Here is a 25,563-nt window from a genome sequence, read left to right as displayed (position 1 = left end):
ACTCTAAACGCACACAAGGCGAACAGGAATCCCGCCCGGTTGCCGGCCAGCGTTAACCCACAGGCAACTTTAACGGCACCCTATGGAAGGTTAACGCCTTTTTAACTTTATCCGCAAGTCGCCCATCCGTGGCACACACAGCAAAAAACCCCGGATCGCTCCGGGGTTTTTTCAGGCTCGGTAATGTCAGAAGCTTAAGCCGCGCCGGCGGTGCGGGCCTTCTCGAAGCGCTTGCGATCGTTCGGGTCGAGGTGCAGCTTGCGCAGACGGATCGACTTCGGCGTGACTTCGACGAGTTCGTCGTCCTGGATCCAGGAGAGCGCGCGCTCCAGCGTCATGCGGATCGGCGGCGTCAGGCGAACAGCTTCGTCCTTGCCGGCAGCGCGCATGTTGGTGAGCTTCTTGCCCTTGAGAACGTTCACTTCCAGATCGTTGTCGCGGGTGTGGATGCCGATGATCATGCCGGCATAGACCTTTTCGCCGGCCTCGATGATCATCGGGCCGCGGTCTTCCAGGTTGAACATCGCATAGGCAACCGATTCACCGGCATCGTTCGACAGGAGAACGCCGTTGACGCGACCACCGATCTCGCCCTTGTAAGGCTGGTAGGCGTGGAACAGGCGGTTCATGATCGCCGTGCCGCGCGTGTCGGTCAGTAGTTCCGACTGGTAACCGATGAGGCCGCGGGTCGGAGCGAAGAACACCAGACGGACGCGGTTGCCGCCGGACGGACGCAGTTCGACCATCTCGGCCTTGCGCTCGGACATCTTCTGAACGACGACGCCGGAGTGCTCCTCGTCAACGTCGATGACCACTTCCTCGATCGGCTCGAGCAGCTGGCCATTGTCGTCCTTGTGCATGACGACGCGCGGACGCGACACGGCAAGCTCGAAGCCTTCGCGGCGCATGGTTTCGATCAGAACCGCGAGCTGCAATTCGCCGCGACCGGAGACGAAGAACGAATCCTTTTCCGAAGATTCCTCGATCTTCAGCGCAACGTTGCCTTCGGCTTCCTTGAACAGACGGTCGCGGATGACGCGGCTCGTGACCTTGTCGCCTTCGGTGCCGGCAAGCGGGCTGTCGTTGACGATGAACGACATGGTAACGGTCGGCGGGTCGATCGGCTGTGCCGTCAGCGCTTCCGTGACCGACGGATCGCAGAAGGTGTCGGCGACGGTGCCCTTGGTCAGGCCGGCGATCGCGACGATGTCGCCCGCCTGTGCTTCTTCGATCGGCTGACGCTCGATGCCGCGGAAGGCGAGGATCTTGGAGATACGGCCGGTTTCAAGCAGCTTGCCATCCTGGCCGAGAACCTTGACGGCCTGGTTCGGCTTGACGGAGCCGGAATAAACGCGGCCGGTGATGATGCGGCCAAGGAAGGGGTTGGCTTCGAGAATCGTGCCGATCATGCGGAACGGGCCTTCGGCAACCGTCGGCTCCGGTACGTGCTGCAGCACGAGGTCGAGAAGCGGCGCCATGCCCTGGTCCTTCGGACCTTCCGGGTTGACGTTCATCCAGCCGTCGCGGCCCGAACCGTAGAGGATCGGGAAGTCGAGCTGCTCGTCGGAGGCGTCGAGGTTGGCAAAGAGGTCGAAGACTTCGTTGATGACTTCTTCGTGGCGACCGTCCGGACGGTCGATCTTGTTGATCGCGACGATCGGCTTCAGGCCGACCTTCAGCGCCTTGCCGACGACGAACTTCGTCTGCGGCATCGGACCTTCGGAAGCGTCGACGAGAACGATGGCACCGTCCACCATCGACAGGATGCGCTCGACTTCACCGCCGAAGTCGGCGTGGCCGGGGGTGTCGACGATGTTGATGCGCACGCCCTTCCACTCGACCGAGGTCGCCTTGGCGAGAATGGTGATGCCGCGCTCTTTTTCGATGTCGTTGGAGTCCATGACGCGTTCGGCAACGCGCTGGTTTTCGCGGAACGAGCCCGACTGCTTCAGGAGCTCGTCAACAAGGGTCGTTTTCCCATGGTCAACGTGCGCGATAATCGCGATGTTACGAATGCTCATTTTTCGTCTCGGAGGTTCAGGGCAAGCCCCGATGGGCCACGCCGCTTTTTCAATGGTCGCGCTCATACAGGTTTTTTTGCGATTGCGAAAGGGGGCGCGCGCATCAGTGCCGCGGTCAAATGCCGGTAGGCCATGGGTTTGCAACCGCCAGGGGTCTCGCGTGAGGGGTTTGGAAAGCTGTTAGCCGCGACCAGATTCGTCATGCAATCGCGGCCGGATCGAGCGTCACGCGCCAGAGTTCCTGGTCCTGCCGGTCCATCAGCCGCACGGTCATCTGCTGCGTCTGACCGTTGATATCGACGATGCCGAAGAACTGTAAGCCCGCCGATGGCGGCAGGTTACTGTCGATGCCGCCGCCCGACGCCTTGATGAAGCGGACCTCCGGCCCGAAGGTCATGTCGAGTTCCTTCGGCCCATAGGTGCCGGAATGAAGCGGCCCCGACACGAACTCCCAGAAAGGCGTGAATTCCTTGAAGGCGGCACGCGTGGGATCGTAGTGATGCGCGGCGGTATAATGTACGTCCGCCGTCAGCCAGACGAGGTTGTCGATGCCGTTGTCGCGGATGAAGCGCAGGAGATCGGCAAACTCCGGCTCGCGCCCCGAAGGTAGGCCGTTGTCGCCATTGGCGATGGCGTCGGAGCCGCGCTTATTCGTGTAGTCGTCCCAGACGACGAGGCCGATCGGCATGTCGCAGGCAATCACCTTCCAGACCGCGCGCGAAGCGGCAAGCTCGCGCTTCAGCCAATCCGCCTGCCGCCAGCCAAACAGCGCGCCGCCGCCGTCTTCGCCCTGGTTGGCGCCGCGATAGGAGCGCAGGTCGACGAAGAACACGTCGAGCAGCGGCCCATAGCCGACCTTGCGGAAGATGCGGCCGGGCTGCGTCGCCGGCGTGCGGATCGGCGTCATCTCGTGAAACGCCCGGGCTGCCCGTTCCGCGTAGACGGCGGCGTCCTTTTCCGGATAGCGGGCATCGTCGCGAAGGTCGGTCGAAGCCGACCAGTTGTTCAAGACCTCATGATCGTCCCATTGATAAAAGGTGGGACAGACGGCGTTCAGCTGCCGCACATGATCGTCGAGCAGATTGTATTTCCATTGCCCGCGATATTCCTCGAGTGTGCGCGCCACGTCGCGCTTCTCGTGGGTCACCACCCGGTTCTTCCAGACGCCGCCATCCCGAAGCTGGATCTCGTCAGGAATAGGATTGTCGGCATAGATCGTATCGCCGGAATGGATGAAGAAATCCGGTTCATGCAGCCGCATCGTCGAATAGGTCTTCATGCCGACATCATCGATGCCCCAGCCCTGGCCGGCGGTGTCGCCCGACCAGACGAAGCGGACCGAGCGCTTGCGCAAGGGGGCCGTGCGAAACCGGCCGGTGACCGGTTCCGAGACCCGGTTGACATCATAAAGATCGGTGGCGGTGAACCGGTAGAAGATGTCCTGGTCCGGCAGCAATCCGTCGAGCGAACACTTGATCGCACAATCCGTCTGCGGCGTCGCTGTGAGATCGGCAAGGCGAACCGGATTGGAGAAGCTCTCGGTGGTCGAATACTCGACCGACACCTTCGACGGTCGATCCACACGCGTCCAGATCATGCCGGAGGACGTATCTACATCGCCCGATTGCACGCCATGTATGAACTCCGGCCGGCCGTAGCCTCTCGCATAGAAGGGTGTCGAAAGACTGGACGAGGCCACGAAGCCCGCGGCACCGGCGGAAAGCAGAAAAGAACGCCGGGAAAGCGTCTTGAGGATATCGGCCAAACAGACCTCCGATTCGGCAGCGCGACCGCGCGTACCGGACCTTTGGTCATACCGATGTCAGCGGCGTAACAACGGCATGAAACTATTTGAACGGTTTGGCGACAATTCAGTGAAGGTAGGGGCACTTCGCTCTGCATCGGAGCAATGGCTTTCGCTGCCAATGCTGCTATCAAAGTAGATAGCTCGGCAGCTTTCGCGAATCCGGGCAATGATCCCGCCTCATGCCGCCGCGCGGCGACACCGAAATCGACAGGTCATCATCGTGTCTCACTTTGCCAACACGCCCGCCCGCGATCGACTGGAACAGATCCTGAGCCGGCTCAACGATCGCCGGCACGAAGAAAAAGCCTTCGTGCGCCTCTATGCGGAACGTGCCCGCGCGGAAGCTGATGCCGCCGACCGCCGGCGGCAAGGCGGCGCGAGCCTTGGTGCGCTCGACGGCAAGATCGTTTCGATCAAGGATCTCTTCGACGTGGCGGGCGAGCAAACGCTTGCCGGTTCCATCATCCGTCGCGATGCGGCACCGGCCCAAAGAGACGCGCTCGTCGTCCAGCGGCTGCGCGCCGCGGGTGCCGTAATCATCGGCAAGACCCACATGACCGAGTTCGCCTTCACCGCGGTCGGCCTCAACCCGCACTATCCGGTGCCCGGAAACGCCACCGACCAGCGGCTCATCCCCGGTGGGTCGTCTTCCGGTGCCGGGGTTTCGGCGGCCGAAGGCACCTGCGACATCGCCATCGGTTCCGACACCGGCGGTTCCGTGCGCATCCCCGCGGCGTTGAACGGCATCGTCGGCTTCAAACCGACCGCTCGCCGCATTCCACTCGAAGGCGCCTTTCCGCTGTCGCCAAGCCTCGATTCGCTCGGGCCGCTCGCCGGAACCGTTGCCGATTGCGCGATAGCGGACGCCGTGATGGCCGGTGAGCAACCGATACCGCCTGTCGCCCGCCCGATTGCAGGACTTCGCATCGGTATTCCCCGGGGAAGGCTGCTCGAAGAGCTCTCGCCCGAAATCGCCAATGCCTTTGCCGCAAGCCTCGACCGGCTGGCCAAGGCGGGCGCCGAGATCGTCGACTGTACACTCGATGACTTGATTGAGCGGCTTGCCGAAGCAACGCGAATCGGCTCGATCGCCGGCCTGGAAGCAAGCCGCATCCATGCCGGCTGGCTAAATGACGATGGTGCTCCCGTCGATGACAGGGTCAAGCTCCCGCTTCGCCGCCGCCTCACCGTACCGGATGCAGCCATCTCGGCCCTGTTGGAAACTCGGCGCGCACTCGCCGCCGCCATGGACGAGCGGCTTTCGCCCTTCGATCTCATCGCACTGCCGACGACACCGATCGCCGCCGTGCCGATCGCCAGCGTCGAAACGGACGTGGCGGAATACAACCGCGTCGAGGGACTGCTCCTACGCAATTGCCAGGTTGCCAACCAGTTCGATCTCAACGCCATCACCCTGCCGATGCCGGGTCTCGTGCGGCCGGCCGGACTGATGCTGGTTGGGCGAAACGGAACCGATGCGACCGTACTGGCCTCAGCCCTTTCGGCCGAGGCGCTGCTTCAGGAAAATTGAGCGTCGCCCGATGGTCATCGAATGAAACACCGGCCTGTAAACAGGCCGGTTCAGCAGTCGCTGTCGATAAGGACATCGAACGGGCACGAATCCCGTCGAAATCGGACCCCGCAACGCCCTGTTCTCTACGGCCGATCGCTCGCGCCTTGATGCGCCAAGCATGCCGAGTGAAGTGCGCGCCGATTTTGCGACAGCGATATGCGATGAAGCAGAATTGATCGCGGCGCGCTTTAGCGTGAGCGCTTCAAGGCCCGAAGGATCAGCCAGACGGGTACGCCGATGATCAGCAGCGCCATGACCATATGCCAGATAGAAAATGTCATGCTCATACGCCTCCCCTAGCGCTGGCGATAAGCGGCCGCGAACTCTCCCGAAATCCGACGCGTCGCCGATTGGAACCCGGCCAGAATAGGATATCCATGATTCGATTCGCAACCGATGCTGGATTACGTTCCAAGAATACTTCGTGGAGGAGACACGCTCCGCTCAATGCATCGTTTCGCCGGAGATCTCGTCGCGGAGGATGCGGAAGGCATCTTCAAGCGCGGCGACCAGGACATCGGTCAGTTCGTCGCCGTCATTGTTCGCGAGATAGAGGGCAACCATCGAATCGGATGGGTCGCGGTAATGCTCGATATCGTTTGACATATCATTGTCCTTCATTCGCCGTGTCACATCCCGGCCATTGCGGTGACGATAGGCGAAGGGACTTGCGTAAAGCTGGATGCATGACGTCCGGCGAAGGGCACAGCATGCAGCCTCGCGTTATTCTCCATGTGCTCCCTAACGGGATCGACCGACAAAGGATAGAGGATAGCGACCTATTTCGCTCGCGCCGGGCGCGCGGGCACGCTAGAGCATGGCGCGGACGAACGGCGCGGGAATGAGCATGTCGAAGAAAACCAAGAGCGACGAAACCGCTGACGTGCAGCGCCTGAAGCTCGATTTTCCCGATATCCACGCCGATCTCATGGCCGGCCGCATTCCGTCTCTGCGCAAGGCGCTTGTTGCGGCAGGGCTCAAGGACGAGCGCACCCGCCTCGACAAACTCAAGAATTCCTGGACCAAGGCAAGCCCCGCCGAGCGTGAGACTTTCCTGAAGTGGCTGAGCAGCAATGGCGCCGTGGAAATGGCCTCCGCACAAGCAGAAAACGATCCGCCGCTCGTGGCGCACCAAGCCGCGGCGATTGCCAGCGGTCGCTATCTCCTTCCTGAAACGATCGCCGAAATCCGCACCATCATGAACCGCCGGCGGATGCGCGCGAACGACATCATGGCCGAGATGGGTTTTGCAGGCGACGACATGTCCCTCACCCGCGCTTTGTCCAAGGGCGCAAGCCTGCGACTGTCCGTCATCGCCGCACTGGAAACCTGGCTCCGCAACAACGCAGCGGATTGAGCCCGCCGGGCGATTTCGCGCCTCCGACGTCAGCTTCCTCTGGCGCGCGCTACACGCGTGGCGGCGCCGGTCGCGTTCAATTCAGAAAATTGCAACCTAAAACTGAGCCGCTCCTTGAAAGCACAAAAGCGGTGCTTTATGTAATTACTCATGGCCCAGAGCAACCACACGTCGATCTTGTGTTACGATCTCGCGCCTGACGAGGAGGCCAGACACGCGCTCGAGGAAACTTTCGTCGCCTACGCCAACATGCTGGCGATGCTCGATGAACTCGCCGGAGAAAAGGCGGGGGCCAACCTCGTAACCCTGCACGAGCTTGCCTACGAAACAGTCCGGGAGCGCACCGGCCTTCCGGCGCGGATGGTCACGCTGGGACTGCGCGACTTCGCGGCGAACCGGGGACATGCGGCCAACGCCGGAAGGCTCCCGCTGGACGACAAGCTTTTTGCAATCAAGGGACCGTCGGATCTGACCGTCGCCACCGTGCGCGGTCGCGTCGCGATCCCCTACGACGTCGCCGGCTATTCGCCCGGCACCTTGAATATCTTCGCCGCCCAGCTCGTTGCACAAGACGGCGGCTATCAGATCCACATCGGCGTCACCACGCATTCCGACCGAACGGAGAAGAAAATGATGACGAATGAAGGCATCCTATCCCGCATGGGCCGCTTGATCGCCGGTCTCGCCAATGCCGCCGTCGACAAGGCGGAAGGCAGCAACAAGATCGTGGTCGTCGAGCAGGCGCTCCGCGAAATCGACGCAGCCGCCGAAGAGGCCAGGGTCGATATCGGCCAGGCGCGCGCCGAGGAATACCGTATTCTCAGCCGTCGCGACGAAATCGGCGCCGATCTCACGAAACTGGACGAAAAGATCCTGACCGCGATCTCCGCCGCCCGAGAGGACCTCGCCAAGGCCAGCGTCGCGCGCCAGATCGATCTGGAATCGCAGCTGGCCGCCTTGGACAAGGCGCTGGCCGGCGCCCGCACCGATCTCGAAGAGGGCCAGCAGGCATTGCAGGCGGTCCTCGCCACCCGCCGCGAAGCCGAAGCGCGGCTCGCCGATCTCAAGCGCAGCATCGCCCAGTTCCCCGAAAGCAAAGCTTCAGGCCTGGCAAAGGCCAGCCCCGTTGATGGTGCAGCCCGCGCCGCCGCCGCCGTCTCCCGCGCCACCGGGGTTCCGGGCGGAAATCACGGCGACAGTGCAGAACTGGACGAACTCGACCGCCTGCATCGCGACAGGGCGATCGAGGCAAGGCTGGCCGAGTTCAAGGCAAAGCAGCACTAACGCCCATGCTGTTCTTCCTCGCCCCGGAATCCCTGCCATTCGCGATTGCGGCGGTGATGCTGGCCGCCTTCACCGGCATCGAGATCCTCTGCCTGCTGCTCGGCTTTTCGCTGGGCGAGGCGATCGACAAGGCCTGGCTGGACGATCACAACGCGCTGGGCGGACTGATGTCCTGGTTCAATGTCGGCGGCGTGCCGCTGCTTGTTTTGCTGATGCTTTTCCTCGGCCTCTTCGCCATGACCGGGTTTGTCATTCAGGCGGTGGCAGGAGCCCTGTGGGCGCCGCTGCCGGCGCTTGCCGCGGCCCTGCCGGCGCTCGCCTTCTCGCTACCCGCAGTTCGCGCGTCGAGCCGGTGGGTGGCGAAGATCGTCCCGCGTGACGAAAGCTATGTCGTCGACCTCGGCGATTTCGTCGGCCGCAGCGGCGAAGTCACCGTCGGTCCGCTGGACCAGGGCCTGCCGGGACGCATCCGCCTCAAGGATCGCCACGGCAACTGGCACGTACTGCGCGCACGGGCCGCCCGCAACGAGCAACCGATCGCCATCGGCGCGCAGGTGCTGATCGTTGATCGCGCATCAGACATTTTTATTGCGATATCCGCGCCGTCGGACCTGCTGACGCCGCCAAACCCTTAATCCTTCCCATCGGAGCAACCATGTTTTACGACCTCTTGGTGCCGGCCGGCATCGGCATTGTCCTGATCCTCGGCATCGGTTTTGTACTTGCATCGCTCTATACCCGCTCGAGCCGCGACGAGGCCTATGTGCGCACCGGCCTCGGCGGCCAGAAGGTGGTCCTCGACGGAGGCTCCATCGTGCTGCCGATCTTCCACTCGATCGCCCGCGTCAACTTGAAAACGCTCCGCCTCGAGGTCCGCCGCGGCGAAGGCGACGCGCTGATTACCAAGGATCGTATGCGCGTCGATATCGGCGCGGAATTCTATGTGCGCGTGAAGCCCGATGCCTCCTCGATCGCGCTTGCGGCCCAGACGCTCGGCGACCGCACCAATGACGCGGAGCAACTGCGCGTGCTGATCGAGGCCAAGTTCGTTGACGGTCTGCGCTCGGTTGCCGCCACCATGAGCCTCGACGCGCTGCAGGAGCAGCGCATGGATTTCGTCAAGGCGGTGCAGGAAGCAGTCGGCGCCGACCTGCAGTCGAACGGCCTCGAGCTCGAATCGGTCTCGCTGACCCGCCTCGACCAGACGGATATCAAGCATTTCAACGCCAACAACTTCTTCGACGCCCATGGTCTGGCGGCGCTGACCCGCATCACCGAGGGCCGCAAGAAGGAGCGCAACGAGATCGTCCGCGACACCGAAGTCGCCATCGCCCAGAAGGACCTGGAAGCGCGCCAGCAATCGCTGGCGATCGAGCGCACCAAGCGCGAGGCGGAACTGAACCAGGAGCGCGACATCGCCAACAAGTCGGCCGCCACCCGGGCCGAAACCGCGCAGCAGGAGCAGGCCGCCAAGCGCGCGGAAGAAGAAGCCCGCATTGCCACCGAACAGGCGATTGCCGAGCGCGAGGCGACCGCCAAGCAGGTTCGTGAAAACGCCAACATCGACGCGACCCGGTCTGTTCAGCAGCGCGACACGGAAGCCAAGCGCGACCTGCAGATCGTCTCTCAGGAAAGCGCCATCGCCGTCGCCAACAAAAGCCGCGAGGAATCGGAAGCCAAGGCCAAGGCCGAAAACGCCCGCGCCCTGGCGATTGCCGCAGAAGAAAAGGTCGAAACCGCAAAGGCCGTGGAAATCGCCGAACGCGAACGCCAGATCGCCGTCATCGACGCCCGCAAGAACGCCGAAACCGAAGCAACGGCCGTGACCGTTGGCGCCGAAGCCGAAAAGCAGGCGGCCCTCGACCAGGCCGATGCGATCAAGACGCTCGCCACCGCCGAAGCCGAAGCGGCCATCATCAAGGCCAAGGGCGTGCTCGAAACCGGCAAGGCCGCGGCCGAAAGCGAGGCCCTGCTCAACGAAGCCCGCAACAAGCTGAGCTCCGCCATCATCGAGTTCGAGATCCTACGCGAGCGCATCCGCATCATTCCCGAAGCGCTGGCTGAAGCGGTCAAGCCGATCGAGAAGATCTCCGACATCCGCATCTTCGACACCGGCGGCATGCTCGGCCGCGGTGCAGGCGGCGAAGGCGCCAAGAACGGCATCGGCCTCGGCGACGGCCTTGCGGGCCAGCTACTCGCCTACCAGGCCAACAAGCCGGTCCTCGACCAGCTGCTGAAGGAGGCCGGCTTCAACGGCGAGAACGCCATTTCCTCGCTGCTCGGCGACCTACAGGCCCCGGCACCTGCGGAGAAAGCACCGAAGAAGTAAGGCAAGACTGACAAGATCCCTGACCCCTCGTGGGGCCGGGGATCCGACTGTGAGCAGTCACCGACGCTGCCGCTCCGACCGGGAAATCCGGCCTACGAGCTGGAGAACGTCCGCCCGCCTCGCTCCCTTTTTGGCGACAGGCCATGGGTCGGTCAAAATGCGGGCGCACCGTGGCGCGTGTTGCTTGCCCCGAGCGCCGCCGTTTCCGCAAGTTGCCGTGAACTGGGCAAATACACCCACAAGTGCTAATATTTTCGCGCCGAGGGTTCCAGACGAACCGGTCTCGCAGACGATAATCAGATAAACGCGAATTGTTTGCAGCCAATTGCCGCGCCGTCGGGCGACCGCTCCATGAGTGCTGTCGATGTCCGACGACATCAACGTGGAGGAAAAGCCAATGGCCTGGAGGAGATCTCAGGCGGGTTCGACAAGGTAAGCAGCACGGCCGGGCAACTGTCTGCCGAGCAAAAGGCAGCCCTTTCGGCACTGGTCGGGCCGATGATGCCGACGCTCAACGGGCTGTTCGACAAGGTGTTGGCCATCCCCGGCGTTTCAGACATCCTAAAGCCGACGATCGACGCATTGAAGGCCAAGCTCGCCGGCCTGTCGGCCTGACAGAGCGGCTAGAGAGAGAGAGAGAGAGAGAGAGAGAGAGAGAGAGAGAGACCGCCGGCCTTTTGCGCGCTGCGCGGACCGGCGGCAATTGTCATCGACAAAATCGAACGAAGGAGGATCAGCCATGGCTGACAAATCGACATTCACCTCGGAAGAATGGACGCTGCTCTTGGAGAGCGTGATGATGGCCGGCATTGCCGTGACGGCGGCAGAGCCGAGCGGCCTCTGGGGTATGCTGAAGGAGGGCATCGCCAATAGCAGCGCGCTTCTGCAGGCAAAATCGGATGCCGCAAATCCTCTTGTCAAAGCGCTTGTCGCCGACTTCGAAACCTCGGAAGGACGGACCGCCGCCCGCGACGGCCTGCAGGCAAAACTCAAAGGTGCCAAGCCCCAGGAAATGAAGACTCGTTGCATTGAAACGCTGCGGCAGGCCCGAACCACCGTCGAGACCAAGGCGCCCGGCGACGCCGGGGCATTCGCCGCATGGCTGTACCAGATCAGCCAACGGGTGGCAGAGGCCGCCAAGGAAGGTGGCTTCATGGGCTTTGGCGGCGTTGCGGTGAGCGACGCGGAGAAAGCTACCTTGTCGGAAATATCGGCAGCTCTGAAAGTCGCCTGACGCAGGCCCTGCCGGAGCAGGTCACGTCGTGCAACGGGCCTTTGACGGAACTACGAGATTCGCGCCGCCATCTCTGGCCGTTTGACGAACTGCGGCATGATTGCGACGATTGAGTCGAAGAAAATATGGCGGAGAGGGTGGGATTCGAACCCACGGTACGGTTGCCCGTACGCCGCATTTCGAGTGCGGTGCTTTCGACCACTCAGCCACCTCTCCGCTTTGCTGGTCGGCGCTTGGTTAGCGCGGTCGGGTTCATAGCGGCAGATTCGGGTGCTGGCAAGGGCCTGTTTGAAGAATATGTAACGGCCCCGTTGCTTTCGCCTTGACACACACGCGCGATTCCTTGTAATCCGCGCAATGAAGTGGTGTGGCCTGGCCATTCCGCATCGGGTGTGATTTGCGCCCTTTCACCGGTGGATATCCTTTTGGGCATTCCACTCAACTGTCGACTGACAAAAAGACGGCCTTGTCCTCGGGCAGAGAGCCGGATCGAACATGAAAGGATAAAAAATGTTCGCAGTCATCAAGACCGGCGGTAAGCAGTACCGCGTGGCCGCCAACGACGTCCTCACCATCGAAAAGCTGGAAGGCGTTGCAGGCGACAAGATCGAATTCACCGAGATCCTGATGGTCGGCGTTGGCGCCGATGCAACCATCGGTGCTCCGTTTGTCGAAGGCGCCGTTGTCAGCGCTGAAGTTGTGGAACAGGGCCGCGCCAAGAAGGTTATCGCCTTCAAGAAGCGTCGCCGCCAGAACTCCAAGCGCTCGCGCGGTCACCGCCAGCACCAGACGACCGTCCGCATCCTGGACATCGCTGCTGCCGGTGGCAAGGCGAAGAAGGCTTCGAAGAAGACCGAAGCCGCCGCTGAAGCCGCTGCAAACTGAGTTCAGGGATCTAAGGTTTAAAGGAGAACACCAATGGCACACAAAAAAGCTGGCGGTTCGTCGCGTAACGGTCGCGATTCTGAGTCCAAGCGCCTTGGCGTGAAGAAGTTCGGCGGCGAAAACGTCGTTGCAGGCAACATCATCGTGCGCCAGCGCGGCACGAAGTGGCATCCGGGCGCCAATGTCGGCCTCGGTAAGGACCACACGATTTTTGCACTTACGGCCGGCAACGTGGACTTCCGTACGAAGGCCAATGGCCGCGTGTACGTGTCTGTAATGCCGAAAGCCGAAGCAGCGGAATAAGCCGGTAGCGCTCTAAAACAGCCGGCGTCTCATCGACCCGGCTGACGCACCTGATGGTTCCAAGCCAGACTTCAAAGGGGAGATGGGGCAATACCCAACTCCCCTTTTTCGTTTCTGGAGGAAACCATGCAAACCGAATTGTTGAGGGAAGACCAATCCCGGTCTCCCGAGCAGAGGCTGCGGCCCCAACGGTCAAGGACCGATTGCCCGATATTGTTGTCACCCCGGCTCGTTCTGCGCGCCCCCCATGAAGACGATATCGACGCCCTTGCCCATCTTGCCAACAATGCCAATGTCGCGACCATGGTCTCGCGCATGCCGCACCCGTATACGACGGCCGATGCCGCCGACTTCGTGCGACGCGCGAAAGCCGGCACGATTGGCAAGTGCGTCTACGCGATTACCAAGGCGGACAATGGCGCATTTCTCGGTTGCTGCGGTATCGAACCGCATCCCGACGGCAAGACGGCGGAACTCGGCTATTGGCTGGGCGAACCTTACTGGAACCAGGGATATGCCACCGAGGCGGCCCAGGTCCTGACCGACATGGCCTTCCGCACCCGCGACATCGACCAGATCGATGCGCGCTGCCGGGTCATGAACTTGGCATCCCGCCGGGTCATCCAGAAGTGCGGCTTCCAGTTCCAGGGAAGCGGCATGGTCGGCAGCCTGGCGCTCGGCGGCTCGATCGCCGTCGAATGGTACCGGCTCGACCGCAAGACATGGGTGTCCTTGAGAAGCTGGGGAGGCATGCGATGAACGCGCTCGTTTCCGAACGCCAGCGGGTCATCGCCCGCCCCGGTCCCGGGCCCTGCCCGGTCATCGAGACGAAGCGTCTTGTGCTGCGCCCGCATCGGCGAAATGACGCCGAGGCGATCGCCCAGTCGCTCGGCGATTTCCAGGTGGCGCGCATGCTTGCGCGCGTTCCGGCACCCTACGACCTGCAGGACGCGCTCGACTGGCTGACGGCGCAGACCTCAGGCCTCACGCCCGACTGGACATTCGCCGTCACCACTGGCGACGACGTGCATATCGGCTGTGTCGGCATCGAGCTCAGGCACGGCCAATGGCATGTCGGCTACTGGCTGAACCGCTTCTACTGGGGCAAGGGTATTGCCTCCGAGGCGGTCTATGCCGCGGTCGAGCGCTTCTTCCGCCGCATGCCGGAAACGATGTTGCATTCCGGCGTCTTTGCCGACAATCCGGGCTCGCTGAAGGTGCAGGAGAAGATCGGGTTTCAGATCACTGGCTGCAGCCAGGTCTATGCGCTCGCCCGCAACGCGATGGTCGCGCATATCGAAACCCGGCTGACCGCTGCCGATCTGCACCGACCGCATTGAACGACATCCCCCGCGAAGCTCGCCTTTGCGGGGGATTTTTCATGAAAGCGTGAAGCCGACGGGCAGGTGATCGGAGCCCTTGGCGTCATAATCCGTCCAGGCGTCCGTCAACCGCGGAACGAGGCCGGCGCTTAAGAAACAATAGTCGAGGTGCATGCGTTTTTCGGGGTTTTCGGGATGAAGCCAGCTATAGCTTTCCGGCGTCAGTCGACCGAGATGGGCAAGCACGTCGACCGGATTCTCAAGCCGCAGCGAACGGCCATAGTAGGCATCGCGCGCACCCACCATGGTGTTATATTCCGTCGTCTCCGGCTCCATGTTGAAATCGCCCATGACGACGAAGTCCTCCGGATGCGGCGGCTCGGCAAGGCCGAAATCGACCGCCCCGGTGATCGCGCCACCTTCGAGCGGATAGCCGAGCAACCGGTCCTTCAGGTAGCGGATCTGGGCGATGCGCTCGGCGGGAAGCACATGATCGAGATGCACGGAATAGACCCGGAGCGGACCGCCGGGCGTCGCGATCAACGCCTCGGTCGCACCGCGCTGCAGGTTCATCGGGCTGATCGTGCGGGTGCGCGGCAGGGGGATCAGCCGCGTCGCAAGGATCGGCCAGCGCGACAGGATCATGTTGCCGATTGCCGAACTGGAAGCGGCGGCTGACGGCGCGGCCATCTTCGATCGTCGAGCCGACGTCGATATCGCAGGGCGCGTGAAAGGCCGCGAAATGACCCGGGAACAACTTTTCGAAGCGGGCGACGAGATCGACGTGATCGTTGCGATGAAAACCGCGCGTTACTTCCTGCAACGCAATGATGTCGGCGTCCCCGACCGAGGCCGCGATGCGTTCGGGGTCGAAGCGGCCGTCGAGACCGATACCGTATTAGATGTTGTAGCTGACGAACCGCACGATATTCTTTGACCTCCGAATAAACCGCCTATATCGATGGCGGCAAATTAAGACCGCGCACCTACACCGAACAGATGGCAGCCCAATGAAATTTCTCGACGAAACGAAAGTCTATATCCGCTCCGGCGACGGCGGCGCAGGCGCCGTCTCGTTCCGGCGCGAGAAGTTCATCGAGTTCGGCGGACCGGACGGCGGCGATGGCGGCCGCGGCGGCGATGTCTGGGTGGAGGCCGTCAACGGTCTCAACACCCTGATCGACTTCCGCTACCAGCAGCACTTCAAGGCCAAGACCGGCCAGCACGGCATGGGTCGCAACCGCACCGGCGCCGGCGGCGACGACGTGACGCTGAAGGTGCCGGTCGGCACCCAGATCTTCGAGGAAGACAACGAGACGCTGATCGTCGACATGGTGGCCGAAGGCCAGCGCTACCGGCTGGCCGCCGGCGGCAATGGCGGCTTCGGCAACGCCCGCTTCAAGTCGTCCACCAACCAGGCGCCGAACTGGGCCAATCCAGGCCTCGAAGGCGATGAGAAGACCCTCTGGCTGCGGCTGAAGCTGATCGCCGACGCCGGTCTGGTCGGCCTGCCGAATGCCGGCAAGTCGACCTTCCTCGCCGCCTGCACCCGTGCGCGTCCGAAGATCGCCAACTACCCGTTCACGACGCTCCATCCCAATCTCGGCGTCGCGACCATCGACGGCAACGAGTTCATCATCGCCGATATCCCGGGTCTGATCGAAGGCGCGCATGAGGGTGTGGGCATCGGCGACCGCTTCCTCGGCCATGTCGAGCGCACCCGCGTTCTGCTGCATCTGGTTTCCGCCCAGGAAGAAGATGTCGCCAAGGCCTATAAGACGGTGAAGTACGAGCTCGAAGCCTATGGCGGCGGCCTCGAGGATAAGCCGCAGATCGTCGCGCTGTCGCAGATCGACGTGCTCGACGAGGACGAATTGAAGGTGAAGGCCAAGGCGCTGGCAAAGGCCTGTGGCGAACAGCCCCTTCTGCTTTCCGCCGCAGTCGGCAAGGGCATGACCGAGGCGCTGAGGGCGCTGCGCAGCGTCATCGTCGCCGCCAAGGCCGGCGAAGGCTTCGGCGAGGAGAACCTCTAAGATGACCAAGACCCGCAAGCCGCTTTTGAAGTATCGCCGGGTCGTCATCAAGATCGGGTCGGCATTGCTGGTCGACCGCGCCACCGGGTTGAAAAAAGCCTGGCTCGACGCGATGTGCACCGATGTCGCCAATCTCAAGGCTAACGGCGTCGAAGTGCTGGTCGTCTCATCGGGCGCGATCGCGCTTGGCCGCACGGTGCTCAACGTGCCGGCGGGCGCGCTCAAACTGGAAGAAAGCCAGGCGGCCGCCGCCGTCGGCCAGATCGCGCTGGCGCGCGCTTGGTCGGAGAGCCTCTCGACCGATGCGATCGTCGCTGGCCAGGTCCTGCTGACGCTCGGCGACACCGAGGAGCGCCGCCGTTATCTCAATGCCCGCGCCACCATCAACCAGCTGCTGAAGCTCGGTGCCGTGCCGATCATCAACGAGAACGACACGGTCGCAACGACCGAAATCCGCTATGGCGACAATGATCGCCTCGCCGCCCGCGTCGCCACCATGGTCGGCGCCGACCTCCTGGTGCTGCTCTCCGATATCGACGGGCTCTATACCGCCCCGCCGCATCTCGACCCGAATGCCCGCTTCCTCGAAACGATTGCCGAGATCACGCCGGAAATCGAGGCCATGGCCGGTGGTGCCGCGTCCGAGCTTTCGCGCGGCGGCATGCGCACCAAGATCGATGCCGGCAAGATCGCGACGACCGCCGGCTGCGCCATGATCATCGCCTCCGGCAAGCCCAACCATCCGCTTGCAGCAATCGAAGAAGGCGCCCGCTCCTCCTGGTTTGCCCCCTCGGGTTCACCGGTGACCGCGCGCAAGACCTGGATTGCCGGGCAATTGCTGCCCGCCGGAACACTCAGTGTCGACGCCGGTGCCGAAGAGGCGTTGCGCTCTGGCAAGAGCCTGCTGCCGGCCGGCGTTCGCGACGTCACCGGCAGCTTCAGCCGCGGCGATACCATCGCTATTCTCGGCACATCGGGCCGCGAGATCGCCCGAGGGCTTGCCGGCTACGACGCCGACGAGGCGCGCCAGATCGCCGGCAAGAAATCGGCCGAGATCGCCGCGATCCTCGGCTATGCCGGCCGCGCCGCCATGGTGCATCGCGACGATATGGTGATGACCGGAAAACGCGCCCAAGAAGGGGGCAGCCGGAAGGATGAGGTCCATGCTTGACGAGGTGAAGAACAAGGACGACGTCGAGAGCGTCATGCTGGAAATCGGCCGCAGGGCCAAGGCCGCCAGCCGACCGCTTGCTGTCGCCAGCGCCGAACGCAAGCACGCCGCCCTCATCGCCATGGCTGATGCGATCGTCGCGCGCATGGACGAGATTCTCGCCGCGAACGCGATCGACCTGGAAAACGCCCGCGAGACCGGCGTCGCCAGCGCCTTCATCGACCGCCTGACGCTCACCGAAGGCCGCATCCGCGACATGGCGAACGGCATCCGCGCCATCGCCGAGTTCAAGGACCCGGTCGGCGACGTGATTGCCGAATGGGACCGGCCGAACGGCCTACACATCGAGCGCGTGCGCACCCCGCTCGGCGTCATCGGCGTCATCTATGAAAGCCGGCCCAACGTGACGGCAGACGCCGGCGCGCTCTGCCTCAAGGCCGGCAATGCCGTGATCCTGCGCGGCGGCTCCGACAGTTTCCATTCCTCGGGCGCCATCCACGCCTGCCTCGTCGAGGGCCTCAGGGCCGCGGGCCTGCCCGAGCACGCGATCCAGATGGTGCCGGTCGCCGACCGCGCCGCCGTCGGCGCCATGCTTGCTGGTCTTGGCGGCGCAATCGACGTCATCGTGCCACGCGGCGGAAAGAGCCTGGTTGCCCGCGTCCAGAATGAAGCGCGCGTGCCGGTCTTTGCTCATCTCGAAGGTCTCTGCCACATCTATGTCGACGCTTCGGCCGACCTTGCCATGGCGGAAAAGATCGTCGTCAACGCCAAGATGCGCCGCACCGGCATCTGTGGCGCGGCCGAAACGCTGCTGATCGACCGCAACGACGCCGAGCGGCTGGTCAAGCCACTGTTGAGCGCCCTACTTGCGACCGGCTGCGAAGTGCGTGTGTCGGATGAGCTCGCAGGCTCAGTCGACGGACTGAAGGCCGCGACCGACGAAGACTGGGCAACGGAATACCTCGACGCCATCATCTCGGTGAAGCTAGTGGACGGCATCTCGGGCGCCATCGAGCACATCGCCACCTGGTCGTCGGCCCATACGGAGGCCGTCATCGCCGAGGATGCTGCGGTGGTCGAGCGTTTCTTTGCGGAGATCGATTCCGCGATCCTCCTGCACAACGCCTCGACCCAGTTTGCCGATGGCGGTGAGTTCGGCATGGGCGGCGAGATCGGCATCGCGACGGGCAAGATGCACGCGCGCGGACCAGTCGGTGTCGAGCAACTGACCTCCTTCAAGTATCGGGTGCGTGGTGCTGGACAGGTCAGGCCCTGAAGTGACCGCGGGCAAGGTGAACGCCCGCTACCTGCGCATGCCCCATGTCGAGAGCGGCATGGTGGTCGGCCTCTTCGGCGGATCCTTCAATCCGCCGCACGAGGGCCATGTGCTGGTCGCCGACACGGCGATCCAGCGGTTGGGGCTCGACCAGCTCTGGTGGATGGTGACGCCCGGCAATCCGCTGAAAGACCACAACAACCTGGCGCCGCTCGCAGACCGCATCGCCATGAGCGAGAAGATCGCACCCAACCCGCGCATCAAGGTGACCGCCTTCGAACAGGCGCTCGGCCAAAGCTACACCGCTCGCACGCTGGAGACGGTGCGCGCCCGCAACCGCGATATCCACTTCGTCTGGATCATGGGCGCCGACAACCTGAAGAGCTTTCACCGCTGGCAGAACTGGCAGAAGATCGCCCGCACCTTCCCGATCGCCGTCATCGATCGGCCGGGCTCGACGCTCGCCTATCTCTCCTCGCGCATGGCCAGGACCTTCGACTATGCCCGCATCGACGAGGACGACGCCCGCCGTCTGGCCTATCACGCAGCCCCCGCCTGGACCTTCATCCATGGGCCTCGCTCATCGATGAGCTCGACCGCGCTTCGGGCGGTGAAACCTACGTGAATTCCCATGATTCACTTTTCCTGTCTTGAAACCGCTACGGTTTGATGCCTACATTCACTAACGGTTCGATCTTTGTTCGAATCGATAGTGCCTGTTCTGTTCATGTGGAAAGGAAAGACCCTGACAACAGCACACGCCAAGGGATATGCGGTCTCCGCGTTCCCGCGCAGCACGGGATCTAGCGACGAAGCCGCTGTCCGTGCGCTTCAACTGGTCCTCGAAAGCCTAGAGGACTCGAAGGCAGAAGATATCGTCAGCATCAACATTGCCGGAAAATCGGCGCTGGGAGACTTCATGGTCGTTGTCTCCGGGCGATCGACGAGGCATGTGATGGCCATTGCCGATCACCTGACGACCGACCTGAAAGACGGGGGCTTTGGCAATGCCCGTGTCGAAGGTCTGGAAGGCGGTGACTGGGTGCTGATCGACACCGGCGATGTGATCGTTCACATCTTCCGGCCGGAGATCCGGGAGTTCTACAACATCGAGAGGATGTGGGCGGCTCCTGAGATCGAGGACGGCACCTTGCATTGAGACCGACCGGGTCGCCGCGCAGCTGAGTGCCGGACGAGCCGAGATGCGGTCATGCATGAATTTGAAGGGCTGGCGCCGCTCGCGGCGTTGTCAGCCGGAAGTTTGTTGCGACTGATCGTAACCTTTTGAGCTCGTTATCCGGACCAGGCGCGAACGACGCTGCAAGGCTCCATGGACGCGGCATAAGATTCTCCTTGAATCGATCCGATTTCAGGAACTATGCAGTGTGCGTTGCAGCGCAAGCGAGGACGGATAAGGTCATGCGTATCGGACTTTTCGCAGTCGGCCGCCTCAAGGCGGGGCCGGAAAAGGATCTCGCGGCCCGTTATCTCGATCGCTTTTCCAAGGCCGGTCCGGCGATCGGTCTGGAACTTTCCCGCGTCGTCGAAGTCAACGAAAGCCGTGCGTCGAATGCCGACACGCGCAAGCGGGAAGAAGCCTCCCAGCTTGAGAAGGCGCTTGCCGAAGGCAGCCTGCTCGTGCTTCTCGACGAACGTGGCAAGGCGCTCGATTCCGAGGGCTTTGCATCGCTCCTCGGTACGTTCCGCGACAGCGGCAAGCGCGACCTGATGATTGCGATCGGCGGCGCCGACGGCCTCGACCCGAGCCTTCACGCCCGCGCCGATGCGGTACTCAACCTTGGAAAGATGACCTGGCCGCACCAGCTGGTGCGCATTCTGATCGCCGAGCAGCTTTACCGCGCCGTCACCATTCTCTCCGGCCACCCCTATCATCGGGTCTAGGCCAGGTGGGCCGTTTTCCGCGGGATCCCTCACCCGGCAACACGCACCGATAACGAGAATATGCTTGGTCGTGTGCGACAAATCAGATTAGGTTTTTTCTTCATATTTCCGGATGGACGCACGCGAACCGATGACGCGCCGAGGCAGGACCAGCGCTTTCAGCATGGGAAGAGACGACGCAGGACGGCTTGCCCGTAAAGCGGCGGCCTTTGCGCTTGCGCTGGCGATCGGCCTGCCGGCGGGCGCCCAGGAGGTCACGCCGCCCGGCGCCTCGATGGCCGGCCAGGAACAGGGGCCGCCCGATCCTGCCGCCGACCTCACCCTTCGCCGCAACAGCACGCGCAGCGAACTCGACGCGCTTTCGAAGACCATCACGCTGTCGCAGGAGCGCGCCAACGCGCTGACCGAGACCATCGCCGAGATCGACAAGACCAATGAGACGCTGCGCGCTGCGATCGTCGATTCCGCCAAGAAGCGCCAGGGCCTTGAGCAGCAGATCGTCGACGGCGAAAAGAAACTGAGCGATCTGCGAACCAAGGAGGACGCCGTCCGAAAGTCCCTGCACTCGCGCCGCGGGGTACTTGCTGAGGTTCTCGCCGCGCTGCAGCGGATGGGACGCAACCCGCCGCCGGCGATCCTGGTGACGCCGGAGGATGCGCTGTCCTCGGTGCGAAGCGCCATTCTGCTCGGCGCCGTCGTACCCGGTCTTCGCAAGGAAACCGAAAACCTGGTGGCCGACCTCAAGGCATTGGCCGACATTCGCGCCGGCATCGACCGGCAGCGCGAAGAGCTGACCGCGACGATGACGGCCAATGTCGAAGAAGAGCGCCGCATGTCGATGCTCGTCGCCGAAAAGGAGAAGCTGCGCCAGTCGAGCGCCAGCGAACTCGCCGCCGAGCAGCGCAAGGCGCAGGAACTTGCCAGCCAGGCCACCAATCTCCAGGGCCTGATCGGCTCGCTCGAAAGCCAGATCGCCTCTGTTCGAGAGGCCGCAGAAGCAGCCCGCGCCCAGGAGCAAGAGCGCCTGCGCATGAGCGAGGCCGAGCGCGAAGCGGCACGCGAGTTGGCCCGCAATGCCGTGCCCGACAAAAACCGCATTGCGCCAGCATACGTGTTTTCGGAGCTGAGGAATAAGCTTGCCTATCCGGCCGCGGGATCGCTTTTGCGAAAGTTTGGTGATGCCGATGGCACGGGGCACTCCCTGCAAGGGATCATGCTGGAAACCAATCCCGGCGCGCTGGTGACTGCGCCGTCAGATGGCTGGATCGTCTATGCAGGCAATTTCCGCAGTTATGGGCAGATGATCATTCTCAATCCTGGTGACGGCTACCATGTGGTGCTGTCGGGCATGGAGACGGTGAGCGTGCAGACCGGACAATTTGTCGTGGCGGGTGAACCGCTGGCGACGATGGGCGCAAAAAGAGTCGCAAGTGCTGCGGCCTTGGCGCTGGAAACGGACCGGCCGACGCTTTACATTGAATTCCGAAAAGACGGAAAACCGGTTGATTCCCGACCGTGGTGGACCGCAGCAGAGGTTGGAAAGGCGCGAAATGATACGTAGGGCTTCACTTGTTCTGGTCGGAGCGCTCATGGGCGCGACCGCGATGGGCGTGGTTTATTCGGCTGTCGTTCCGGCCGTCGCTGCCAACACTTCGACTTACCGCGAACTGGCAATTTTCGGCGACGTATTCGAACGCGTGCGCGCGCAATATGTGACGCCGCCGCAGGACGACAAGCTGATCGAGAACGCCATCAATGGCATGCTCTCCTCGCTTGATCCGCATTCGAGCTACATGAACTCGGCCGACGCCGAGGACATGCGCACCCAGACCCGCGGCGAATTCGGCGGTCTCGGCATCGAAGTCACGATGGAAGACGACCTCGTCAAGGTGACGAGCCCGATCGACGACACGCCTGCGGCACGCGCCGGTGTGCTTGCCGGCGACTTCATCTCGAAGATTGACGGTGCGGACGTTCGTGGCCTGAAGCTCGAAGACGCCGTTGAAAAGATGCGCGGCGCCGTCGGCACCCCGATCAAGCTGACGATCCTGCGCAAGGGCGCGGACAAGCCGATCGAACTGACGATCGTTCGCGACGTCATCGCCGTTCGCGCCGTCAAGGTTCGCACCGAAGGCGACGTCGGCTACCTGCGCGTCATCTCCTTCACCGAGAAGACCTATGACGACCTGAAAAAGGGCATCGAGAAGATCAAGGCGGAAGTGCCGGCCGACAAGCTCAAGGGCTACGTGCTCGACCTGCGCCTCAATCCGGGTGGCCTGCTCGACCAGGCGATCAACGTCTCCGACGCCTTCCTGGAGCGTGGCGAGGTCGTTTCGACCCGCGGCCGCAATCCGGACGAAACCCGCCGCTTCAACGCGACGCCGGGCGACCTGACCGATGGCAAGCCGGTGATCGTGCTCGTCAACGGCGGCTCGGCTTCCGCTTCGGAAATCGTCGCCGGCGCCCTGCAGGATCTGAAGCGTGCAACCGTTCTCGGCACGCGCTCCTTCGGCAAGGGTTCGGTCCAGACGATCATCCCGCTCGGCGAAGCCGGTGCGCTGCGTCTGACGACGGCGCTCTACTACACGCCGTCGGGCAAATCGATCCAGGGCACGGGCATCTCGCCCGACATCAAGGTCGAACAGCCACTGCCGCCGGAACTGCTCGGCAAGGTCGAGGCTCAGGGCGAATCCGACCTGCGCGGTCACATCCAGGGTCAGAGCGAGACCGACGAAGGTTCGGGCTCGGTCGCCTATGTGCCGCCGGAAACAAAGGACGACCTGCAGCTCAACTACGCACTCGACCTGTTGCGTGGCAAGAAGACGGATCCGACCTTCCCGGCCAACCCGGAACAGGCGCAGCTCAAGAAGTAAGCCTGCAGGGTATGCAATTGAGAGCGCCGCGTGTTCGAAAGAACACGCGGCGCTCTGCATTTCAGTAAGGCGCATCCTCCGCCCAAGGCAGATGCACTGGTCAACGCGACACCGCTAAATTATAGGGGTACAGGCGCTGTCGCGGCCACTGATTCTCAGACCACCGGCGCGCTAAGGGAAGAACAGGCGAAGCGTCTCAGCGCCGCCTCGCACTGCAGCGCCGCGCGTCCTGCTCGATGCGCGAAGGTCGCTGCAGCACTTTGAATTGCTGCGTGTTTTGTCCTTTGATCGACTATGATCATAGGCAGGCGTGCAGAAGCGGCAACATCGCACAGATCGACCGAGGCTCCGTTTGGGAACTGATCTCAATGCCCCCCTGGGCCAGAACCGGCGGGTAAAGCCAGCGGCGAAGCGCAATCCCCGACGCATGCTCGGGTTCTCTCTACTCGGTCTCTGTATTGCGTCGGTCGTCGGACTGTCGCTGTGGGGCACCCTTGCGCCTGATGGGCTGAAGCGCGGTCAGACCGAAACAGCGGCGAGCGAGAGTGCGAAGGGCACCGACGAGAAACCAGCGAAGGCAGATAATGGCCAATCGGGCGTAGGCGGAACGATGAAGCCGGGGACCGCCTATTCCGGCGCCGACGTCGAACATACGCTCACCGATGACGGTTCCACCGTTACCACGTTTTCGCCGCGCGGCCGCGACGGCAAGGGCCCTGCCCTCATCAATGTCGGTCCGATCCGCGGCCAAGATCCGCGCATGGCGGCCATGCCCAATGACGATCTCCTGGAAGAGAGCCCCGCCGGGCGCCTGCCGATCACCGGTCCGGACGGGCTGCGCCCCATGGATCAATATGCGCGGCCCTGGTCCGGCGCGCGCGGCACCCGCATCGCGCTGGTCGTCGGCGGTCTCGGCCTCAGCCAGACCGGAACGCAGAAGGCGATCCGCGACCTGCCGGGCGAAGTGACGCTGGGCTTTGCTACCGCCGGAAACAGCCTGCAGCGCTGGATGCAGGAGGCACGCCGAAGCGGCCATGAGATCCTGCTGCAGCTGCCGATGGAGCCGTTCGACTATCCGGCCAATGATCCCGGCCCCAACGCCTTGCGCATCGGTCTCGGCGCCAAGAAGAACCTTGCGGAGCTGCATCAGAACCTCGCCGAGATCACCAATTATACCGGCATCATGAATTATCTCGGCGGCCGCTTCCTGTCGGATGCCGATGCGCTGGAGCCGGTCATGCGCGATCTCGGCAAGCGCGGCCTGTTGTTCCTCGACGACGGTACCTCGGCGCAATCGCTCTCGGGCAAGCTCGCCGATGCCTTCGATGTGCCGCATGGCTTTGCCGACCTGACACTCGACACCGAGCTCAGCCGCAGCGCGATCCTGAAGAAGCTCGACGAGCTCGAGCGCATTGCGCGCCGCAATGGCACCGCCATCGGTGTCGCCTCCGCCTTCGACGAAAGCGTCGGCGCGATTGCCTCCTGGATCGGCGAAGCACAGGGGCGCGGCATCGAGATCGTCGGCGTTTCCGCGCTCGTCAAGGATCCGCAACAGAACTAGCTTACAGCCATCCCGACAGGATGATTTGACGATTGGAAAGAAGAGGCAACCGATGAGCAAAGACAAGGACAAACAACTCAGAGCGGAGGACCTTCCCTATCGTCCTTGCGTAGGGGTCATGGTGCTGAACCGCGCGGGTCTCGTCTGGGCTGGACATCGCATCGCCGTCGGCAATTCCGAATATGATGGCTCGCCGCAGCAATGGCAGATGCCGCAGGGTGGCATCGACAAGGGTGAGGATCCGCTGAAGGCCGCCTATCGCGAACTCTACGAAGAAACCGGCATGAGCACGGTGTCGCTGCTCGCGGAAGCGCCGGGCTGGATCAACTACGATCTGCCCGAGCACTTGATCGGCATCGGTCTCAAGGGCAAGTATCGCGGCCAGACACAACGCTGGTATGCCTTCCGCTTCGAGGGCGAGGAGAACGAAATCGCCATCAACCCGCCTCCGGGCGGGCATGACCCGGAGTTCGACGCCTGGGAGTGGAAACCGATGCGCGAATTGCCGGATCTGATCGTGCCGTTCAAGCGCAAGGTCTACGAGGAGGTTGTCACGGCCTTCGCGCATCTCGCGCCGTAAGGCGTGTGGCGCAAAAGTGCGCAGCACTTCTCACTGATAAAAAAGCCGGCGA

General features: G+C 63.0%; 24 protein-coding genes, 1 tRNA gene and 1 pseudogene. 21 read left to right on the top strand and 5 right to left on the bottom strand.

Features of this window, described 5'->3' with window-relative positions; all coding sequences use genetic code 11:
* Positions 1 to 194 precede the first annotated feature (194 nt).
* Together typA and ACTJKM_RS13665 are read right to left on the bottom strand one after the other, a co-directional pair.
* Positions 195 to 2,021 carry a translational GTPase TypA gene (typA, locus tag ACTJKM_RS13670; RefSeq protein ID WP_058325711.1) on the bottom strand — a complete coding sequence of 609 codons (1,827 nt, stop codon included), beginning with the start codon at positions 2,019 to 2,021 and terminating at the stop codon, positions 195 to 197.
* A 199-nt stretch (positions 2,022 to 2,220) separates the two neighbouring features.
* The gene (locus tag ACTJKM_RS13665) at positions 2,221 to 3,786 is read right to left on the bottom strand and encodes an alkaline phosphatase D family protein (protein WP_440660481.1); all 1,566 of its coding nucleotides are present in this window, start codon (positions 3,784 to 3,786) and stop codon (positions 2,221 to 2,223) included.
* A gap of 262 nt (positions 3,787 to 4,048) precedes the next feature.
* Between ACTJKM_RS13665 and ACTJKM_RS13660 the strand changes: the two genes are divergently transcribed.
* A complete protein-coding gene (locus ACTJKM_RS13660; RefSeq protein ID WP_440660479.1) occupies positions 4,049 to 5,359 on the top strand; it encodes an amidase in 1,311 nt (436 codons plus the stop codon).
* Positions 5,360 to 5,845: 486 nt separating this feature from the next.
* On the opposite strand, the gene ACTJKM_RS13655 is transcribed toward ACTJKM_RS13660, so the two are convergent.
* The gene (locus tag ACTJKM_RS13655) at positions 5,846 to 6,007 is read right to left on the bottom strand and encodes a hypothetical protein (protein WP_192495158.1); all 162 of its coding nucleotides are present in this window, start codon (positions 6,005 to 6,007) and stop codon (positions 5,846 to 5,848) included.
* A 241-nt stretch (positions 6,008 to 6,248) separates the two neighbouring features.
* Here ACTJKM_RS13655 and ACTJKM_RS13650 point away from each other — a divergent pair, with 241 nt between their 5' ends.
* The 6 genes from ACTJKM_RS13650 (at position 6,249) to ACTJKM_RS13625 (ending at position 11,605) form a co-directional block, all read left to right on the top strand.
* Entirely contained in the window at positions 6,249 to 6,758 is a 510-nt protein-coding gene (locus ACTJKM_RS13650; protein ID WP_440660478.1) for a hypothetical protein, read from the top strand.
* Positions 6,759 to 6,908: 150 nt separating this feature from the next.
* On the top strand, positions 6,909 to 8,042 hold the full coding sequence (locus ACTJKM_RS13645; protein WP_058325714.1) for a PspA/IM30 family protein: 1,134 nt from the start codon (positions 6,909 to 6,911) through the stop codon (positions 8,040 to 8,042).
* Between the two features lie 5 nt (positions 8,043 to 8,047).
* Positions 8,048 to 8,677, top strand: a complete 630-nt coding sequence (locus ACTJKM_RS13640; protein ID WP_058325715.1) for an OB-fold-containig protein — start codon at positions 8,048 to 8,050, stop codon at positions 8,675 to 8,677.
* A 20-nt stretch (positions 8,678 to 8,697) separates the two neighbouring features.
* Positions 8,698 to 10,371 (top strand): flotillin family protein, encoded by a 1,674-nt coding sequence (locus ACTJKM_RS13635; protein WP_058325716.1) that lies wholly within the window; start codon positions 8,698 to 8,700, stop codon positions 10,369 to 10,371.
* 351 nt (positions 10,372 to 10,722) lie between these two features.
* Positions 10,723 to 10,986 (top strand): hypothetical protein, encoded by a 264-nt coding sequence (locus ACTJKM_RS13630; protein WP_058325717.1) that lies wholly within the window; start codon positions 10,723 to 10,725, stop codon positions 10,984 to 10,986.
* A gap of 184 nt (positions 10,987 to 11,170) precedes the next feature.
* Complete coding sequence (locus ACTJKM_RS13625; protein ID WP_440636596.1) at positions 11,171 to 11,605, top strand: hypothetical protein; 435 nt, start codon at positions 11,171 to 11,173, stop codon at positions 11,603 to 11,605.
* A gap of 126 nt (positions 11,606 to 11,731) precedes the next feature.
* On the opposite strand, the gene ACTJKM_RS13620 is transcribed toward ACTJKM_RS13625, so the two are convergent.
* Positions 11,732 to 11,821, bottom strand: a tRNA-Ser gene (locus ACTJKM_RS13620).
* A gap of 294 nt (positions 11,822 to 12,115) precedes the next feature.
* Here ACTJKM_RS13620 and rplU point away from each other — a divergent pair.
* From rplU to ACTJKM_RS13600, 4 genes are all read left to right on the top strand, one after another.
* Entirely contained in the window at positions 12,116 to 12,490 is a 375-nt protein-coding gene (gene rplU, locus ACTJKM_RS13615; RefSeq protein WP_057254969.1) for a 50S ribosomal protein L21, read from the top strand.
* A gap of 33 nt (positions 12,491 to 12,523) precedes the next feature.
* Positions 12,524 to 12,793 (top strand): 50S ribosomal protein L27, encoded by a 270-nt coding sequence (gene rpmA, locus ACTJKM_RS13610; protein WP_037470908.1) that lies wholly within the window; start codon positions 12,524 to 12,526, stop codon positions 12,791 to 12,793.
* Positions 12,794 to 12,919: 126 nt separating this feature from the next.
* A complete protein-coding gene (locus ACTJKM_RS13605) occupies positions 12,920 to 13,552 on the top strand; it encodes a GNAT family N-acetyltransferase (RefSeq protein ID WP_034802649.1) in 633 nt (210 codons plus the stop codon).
* Positions 13,549 to 14,133 carry a GNAT family N-acetyltransferase gene (locus tag ACTJKM_RS13600; RefSeq protein WP_058325719.1) on the top strand — a complete coding sequence of 195 codons (585 nt, stop codon included), beginning with the start codon at positions 13,549 to 13,551 and terminating at the stop codon, positions 14,131 to 14,133. The genes ACTJKM_RS13605 and ACTJKM_RS13600 overlap by 4 nt, the downstream gene beginning before the upstream one ends.
* A gap of 39 nt (positions 14,134 to 14,172) precedes the next feature.
* On the opposite strand, the pseudogene ACTJKM_RS13595 reads toward ACTJKM_RS13600, so the two are convergent.
* Positions 14,173 to 15,007, bottom strand: a pseudogene (locus ACTJKM_RS13595) (endonuclease/exonuclease/phosphatase family protein).
* A 118-nt stretch (positions 15,008 to 15,125) separates the two neighbouring features.
* On the opposite strand from ACTJKM_RS13595, the gene obgE reads away from it, so the two are divergent.
* From obgE to ACTJKM_RS13545, 10 genes are all read left to right on the top strand, one after another.
* Positions 15,126 to 16,148, top strand: a complete 1,023-nt coding sequence (obgE, locus tag ACTJKM_RS13590) for a GTPase ObgE (RefSeq protein ID WP_057254966.1) — start codon at positions 15,126 to 15,128, stop codon at positions 16,146 to 16,148.
* Between the two features lies 1 nt (position 16,149).
* A complete protein-coding gene (gene proB / locus ACTJKM_RS13585) occupies positions 16,150 to 17,319 on the top strand; it encodes a glutamate 5-kinase (RefSeq protein ID WP_058325720.1) in 1,170 nt (389 codons plus the stop codon).
* The gene (locus ACTJKM_RS13580) at positions 17,312 to 18,595 is read left to right on the top strand and encodes a glutamate-5-semialdehyde dehydrogenase (RefSeq protein ID WP_058325721.1); all 1,284 of its coding nucleotides are present in this window, start codon (positions 17,312 to 17,314) and stop codon (positions 18,593 to 18,595) included. Before proB ends, ACTJKM_RS13580 begins: the two co-directional genes overlap by 8 nt.
* Before the next feature lie 16 nt (positions 18,596 to 18,611).
* Positions 18,612 to 19,220 (top strand): nicotinate-nucleotide adenylyltransferase, encoded by a 609-nt coding sequence (locus ACTJKM_RS13575; protein WP_082616199.1) that lies wholly within the window; start codon positions 18,612 to 18,614, stop codon positions 19,218 to 19,220.
* A gap of 102 nt (positions 19,221 to 19,322) precedes the next feature.
* Positions 19,323 to 19,754, top strand: a complete 432-nt coding sequence (gene rsfS, locus ACTJKM_RS13570; protein WP_057254963.1) for a ribosome silencing factor — start codon at positions 19,323 to 19,325, stop codon at positions 19,752 to 19,754.
* 260 nt (positions 19,755 to 20,014) lie between these two features.
* Entirely contained in the window at positions 20,015 to 20,497 is a 483-nt protein-coding gene (gene rlmH / locus ACTJKM_RS13565) for a 23S rRNA (pseudouridine(1915)-N(3))-methyltransferase RlmH (RefSeq protein WP_057254962.1), read from the top strand.
* Positions 20,498 to 20,660: 163 nt separating this feature from the next.
* Positions 20,661 to 22,058: a murein hydrolase activator EnvC family protein gene (locus ACTJKM_RS13560; protein WP_058321706.1), complete on the top strand. Its 1,398-nt coding sequence runs from the start codon at positions 20,661 to 20,663 to the stop codon at positions 22,056 to 22,058.
* Positions 22,048 to 23,370, top strand: coding sequence for a S41 family peptidase (locus tag ACTJKM_RS13555; RefSeq protein ID WP_057254961.1), 1,323 nt, complete (start codon positions 22,048 to 22,050; stop codon positions 23,368 to 23,370). Before ACTJKM_RS13560 ends, ACTJKM_RS13555 begins: the two co-directional genes overlap by 11 nt.
* Positions 23,371 to 23,722: 352 nt before the next feature.
* A complete protein-coding gene (locus tag ACTJKM_RS13550) occupies positions 23,723 to 24,931 on the top strand; it encodes a divergent polysaccharide deacetylase family protein (protein WP_058325722.1) in 1,209 nt (402 codons plus the stop codon).
* Between the two features lie 52 nt (positions 24,932 to 24,983).
* Positions 24,984 to 25,511 (top strand): RNA pyrophosphohydrolase, encoded by a 528-nt coding sequence (locus ACTJKM_RS13545; RefSeq protein WP_058325723.1) that lies wholly within the window; start codon positions 24,984 to 24,986, stop codon positions 25,509 to 25,511.
* The last annotated feature ends 52 nt before the right edge of the window (positions 25,512 to 25,563 follow it).

Origin of the sequence: Ensifer sp. 22460 (assembly GCF_052044935.1) — a bacterium.
Lineage (GTDB): Bacteria > Pseudomonadota > Alphaproteobacteria > Rhizobiales > Rhizobiaceae > Ensifer.
Note: the sequence above shows the minus strand (reverse complement) of the source record. Positions and strands in the feature narration are given on the sequence as shown.

Coding starts and splice junctions, on each gene's coding strand:
- ACTJKM_RS13630 (WP_058325717.1), top strand. CDS start 10,723: ATGAGTGCTGTCGATGTCCGACGACATCAACGTGGAGGAAAAGCCAAT.
- ACTJKM_RS13555 (WP_057254961.1), top strand. CDS start 22,048: ATGATACGTAGGGCTTCACTTGTTCTGGTCGGAGCGCTCATGGGCGCG.
- ACTJKM_RS13625 (WP_440636596.1), top strand. CDS start 11,171: ATGGCCGGCATTGCCGTGACGGCGGCAGAGCCGAGCGGCCTCTGGGGT.
- ACTJKM_RS13600 (WP_058325719.1), top strand. CDS start 13,549: ATGAACGCGCTCGTTTCCGAACGCCAGCGGGTCATCGCCCGCCCCGGT.
- ACTJKM_RS13605 (WP_034802649.1), top strand. CDS start 12,920: ATGCAAACCGAATTGTTGAGGGAAGACCAATCCCGGTCTCCCGAGCAG.
- ACTJKM_RS13640 (WP_058325715.1), top strand. CDS start 8,048: ATGCTGTTCTTCCTCGCCCCGGAATCCCTGCCATTCGCGATTGCGGCG.
- obgE (WP_057254966.1), top strand. CDS start 15,126: ATGAAATTTCTCGACGAAACGAAAGTCTATATCCGCTCCGGCGACGGC.
- proB (WP_058325720.1), top strand. CDS start 16,150: ATGACCAAGACCCGCAAGCCGCTTTTGAAGTATCGCCGGGTCGTCATC.
- ACTJKM_RS13545 (WP_058325723.1), top strand. CDS start 24,984: ATGAGCAAAGACAAGGACAAACAACTCAGAGCGGAGGACCTTCCCTAT.
- rlmH (WP_057254962.1), top strand. CDS start 20,015: ATGCGTATCGGACTTTTCGCAGTCGGCCGCCTCAAGGCGGGGCCGGAA.
- rplU (WP_057254969.1), top strand. CDS start 12,116: ATGTTCGCAGTCATCAAGACCGGCGGTAAGCAGTACCGCGTGGCCGCC.
- ACTJKM_RS13655 (WP_192495158.1), bottom strand. CDS start 6,007: ATGTCAAACGATATCGAGCATTACCGCGACCCATCCGATTCGATGGTT.
- ACTJKM_RS13645 (WP_058325714.1), top strand. CDS start 6,909: ATGGCCCAGAGCAACCACACGTCGATCTTGTGTTACGATCTCGCGCCT.
- ACTJKM_RS13580 (WP_058325721.1), top strand. CDS start 17,312: ATGCTTGACGAGGTGAAGAACAAGGACGACGTCGAGAGCGTCATGCTG.
- typA (WP_058325711.1), bottom strand. CDS start 2,021: ATGAGCATTCGTAACATCGCGATTATCGCGCACGTTGACCATGGGAAA.
- ACTJKM_RS13560 (WP_058321706.1), top strand. CDS start 20,661: ATGGGAAGAGACGACGCAGGACGGCTTGCCCGTAAAGCGGCGGCCTTT.
- ACTJKM_RS13650 (WP_440660478.1), top strand. CDS start 6,249: ATGTCGAAGAAAACCAAGAGCGACGAAACCGCTGACGTGCAGCGCCTG.
- ACTJKM_RS13635 (WP_058325716.1), top strand. CDS start 8,698: ATGTTTTACGACCTCTTGGTGCCGGCCGGCATCGGCATTGTCCTGATC.
- rpmA (WP_037470908.1), top strand. CDS start 12,524: ATGGCACACAAAAAAGCTGGCGGTTCGTCGCGTAACGGTCGCGATTCT.
- rsfS (WP_057254963.1), top strand. CDS start 19,323: ATGTGGAAAGGAAAGACCCTGACAACAGCACACGCCAAGGGATATGCG.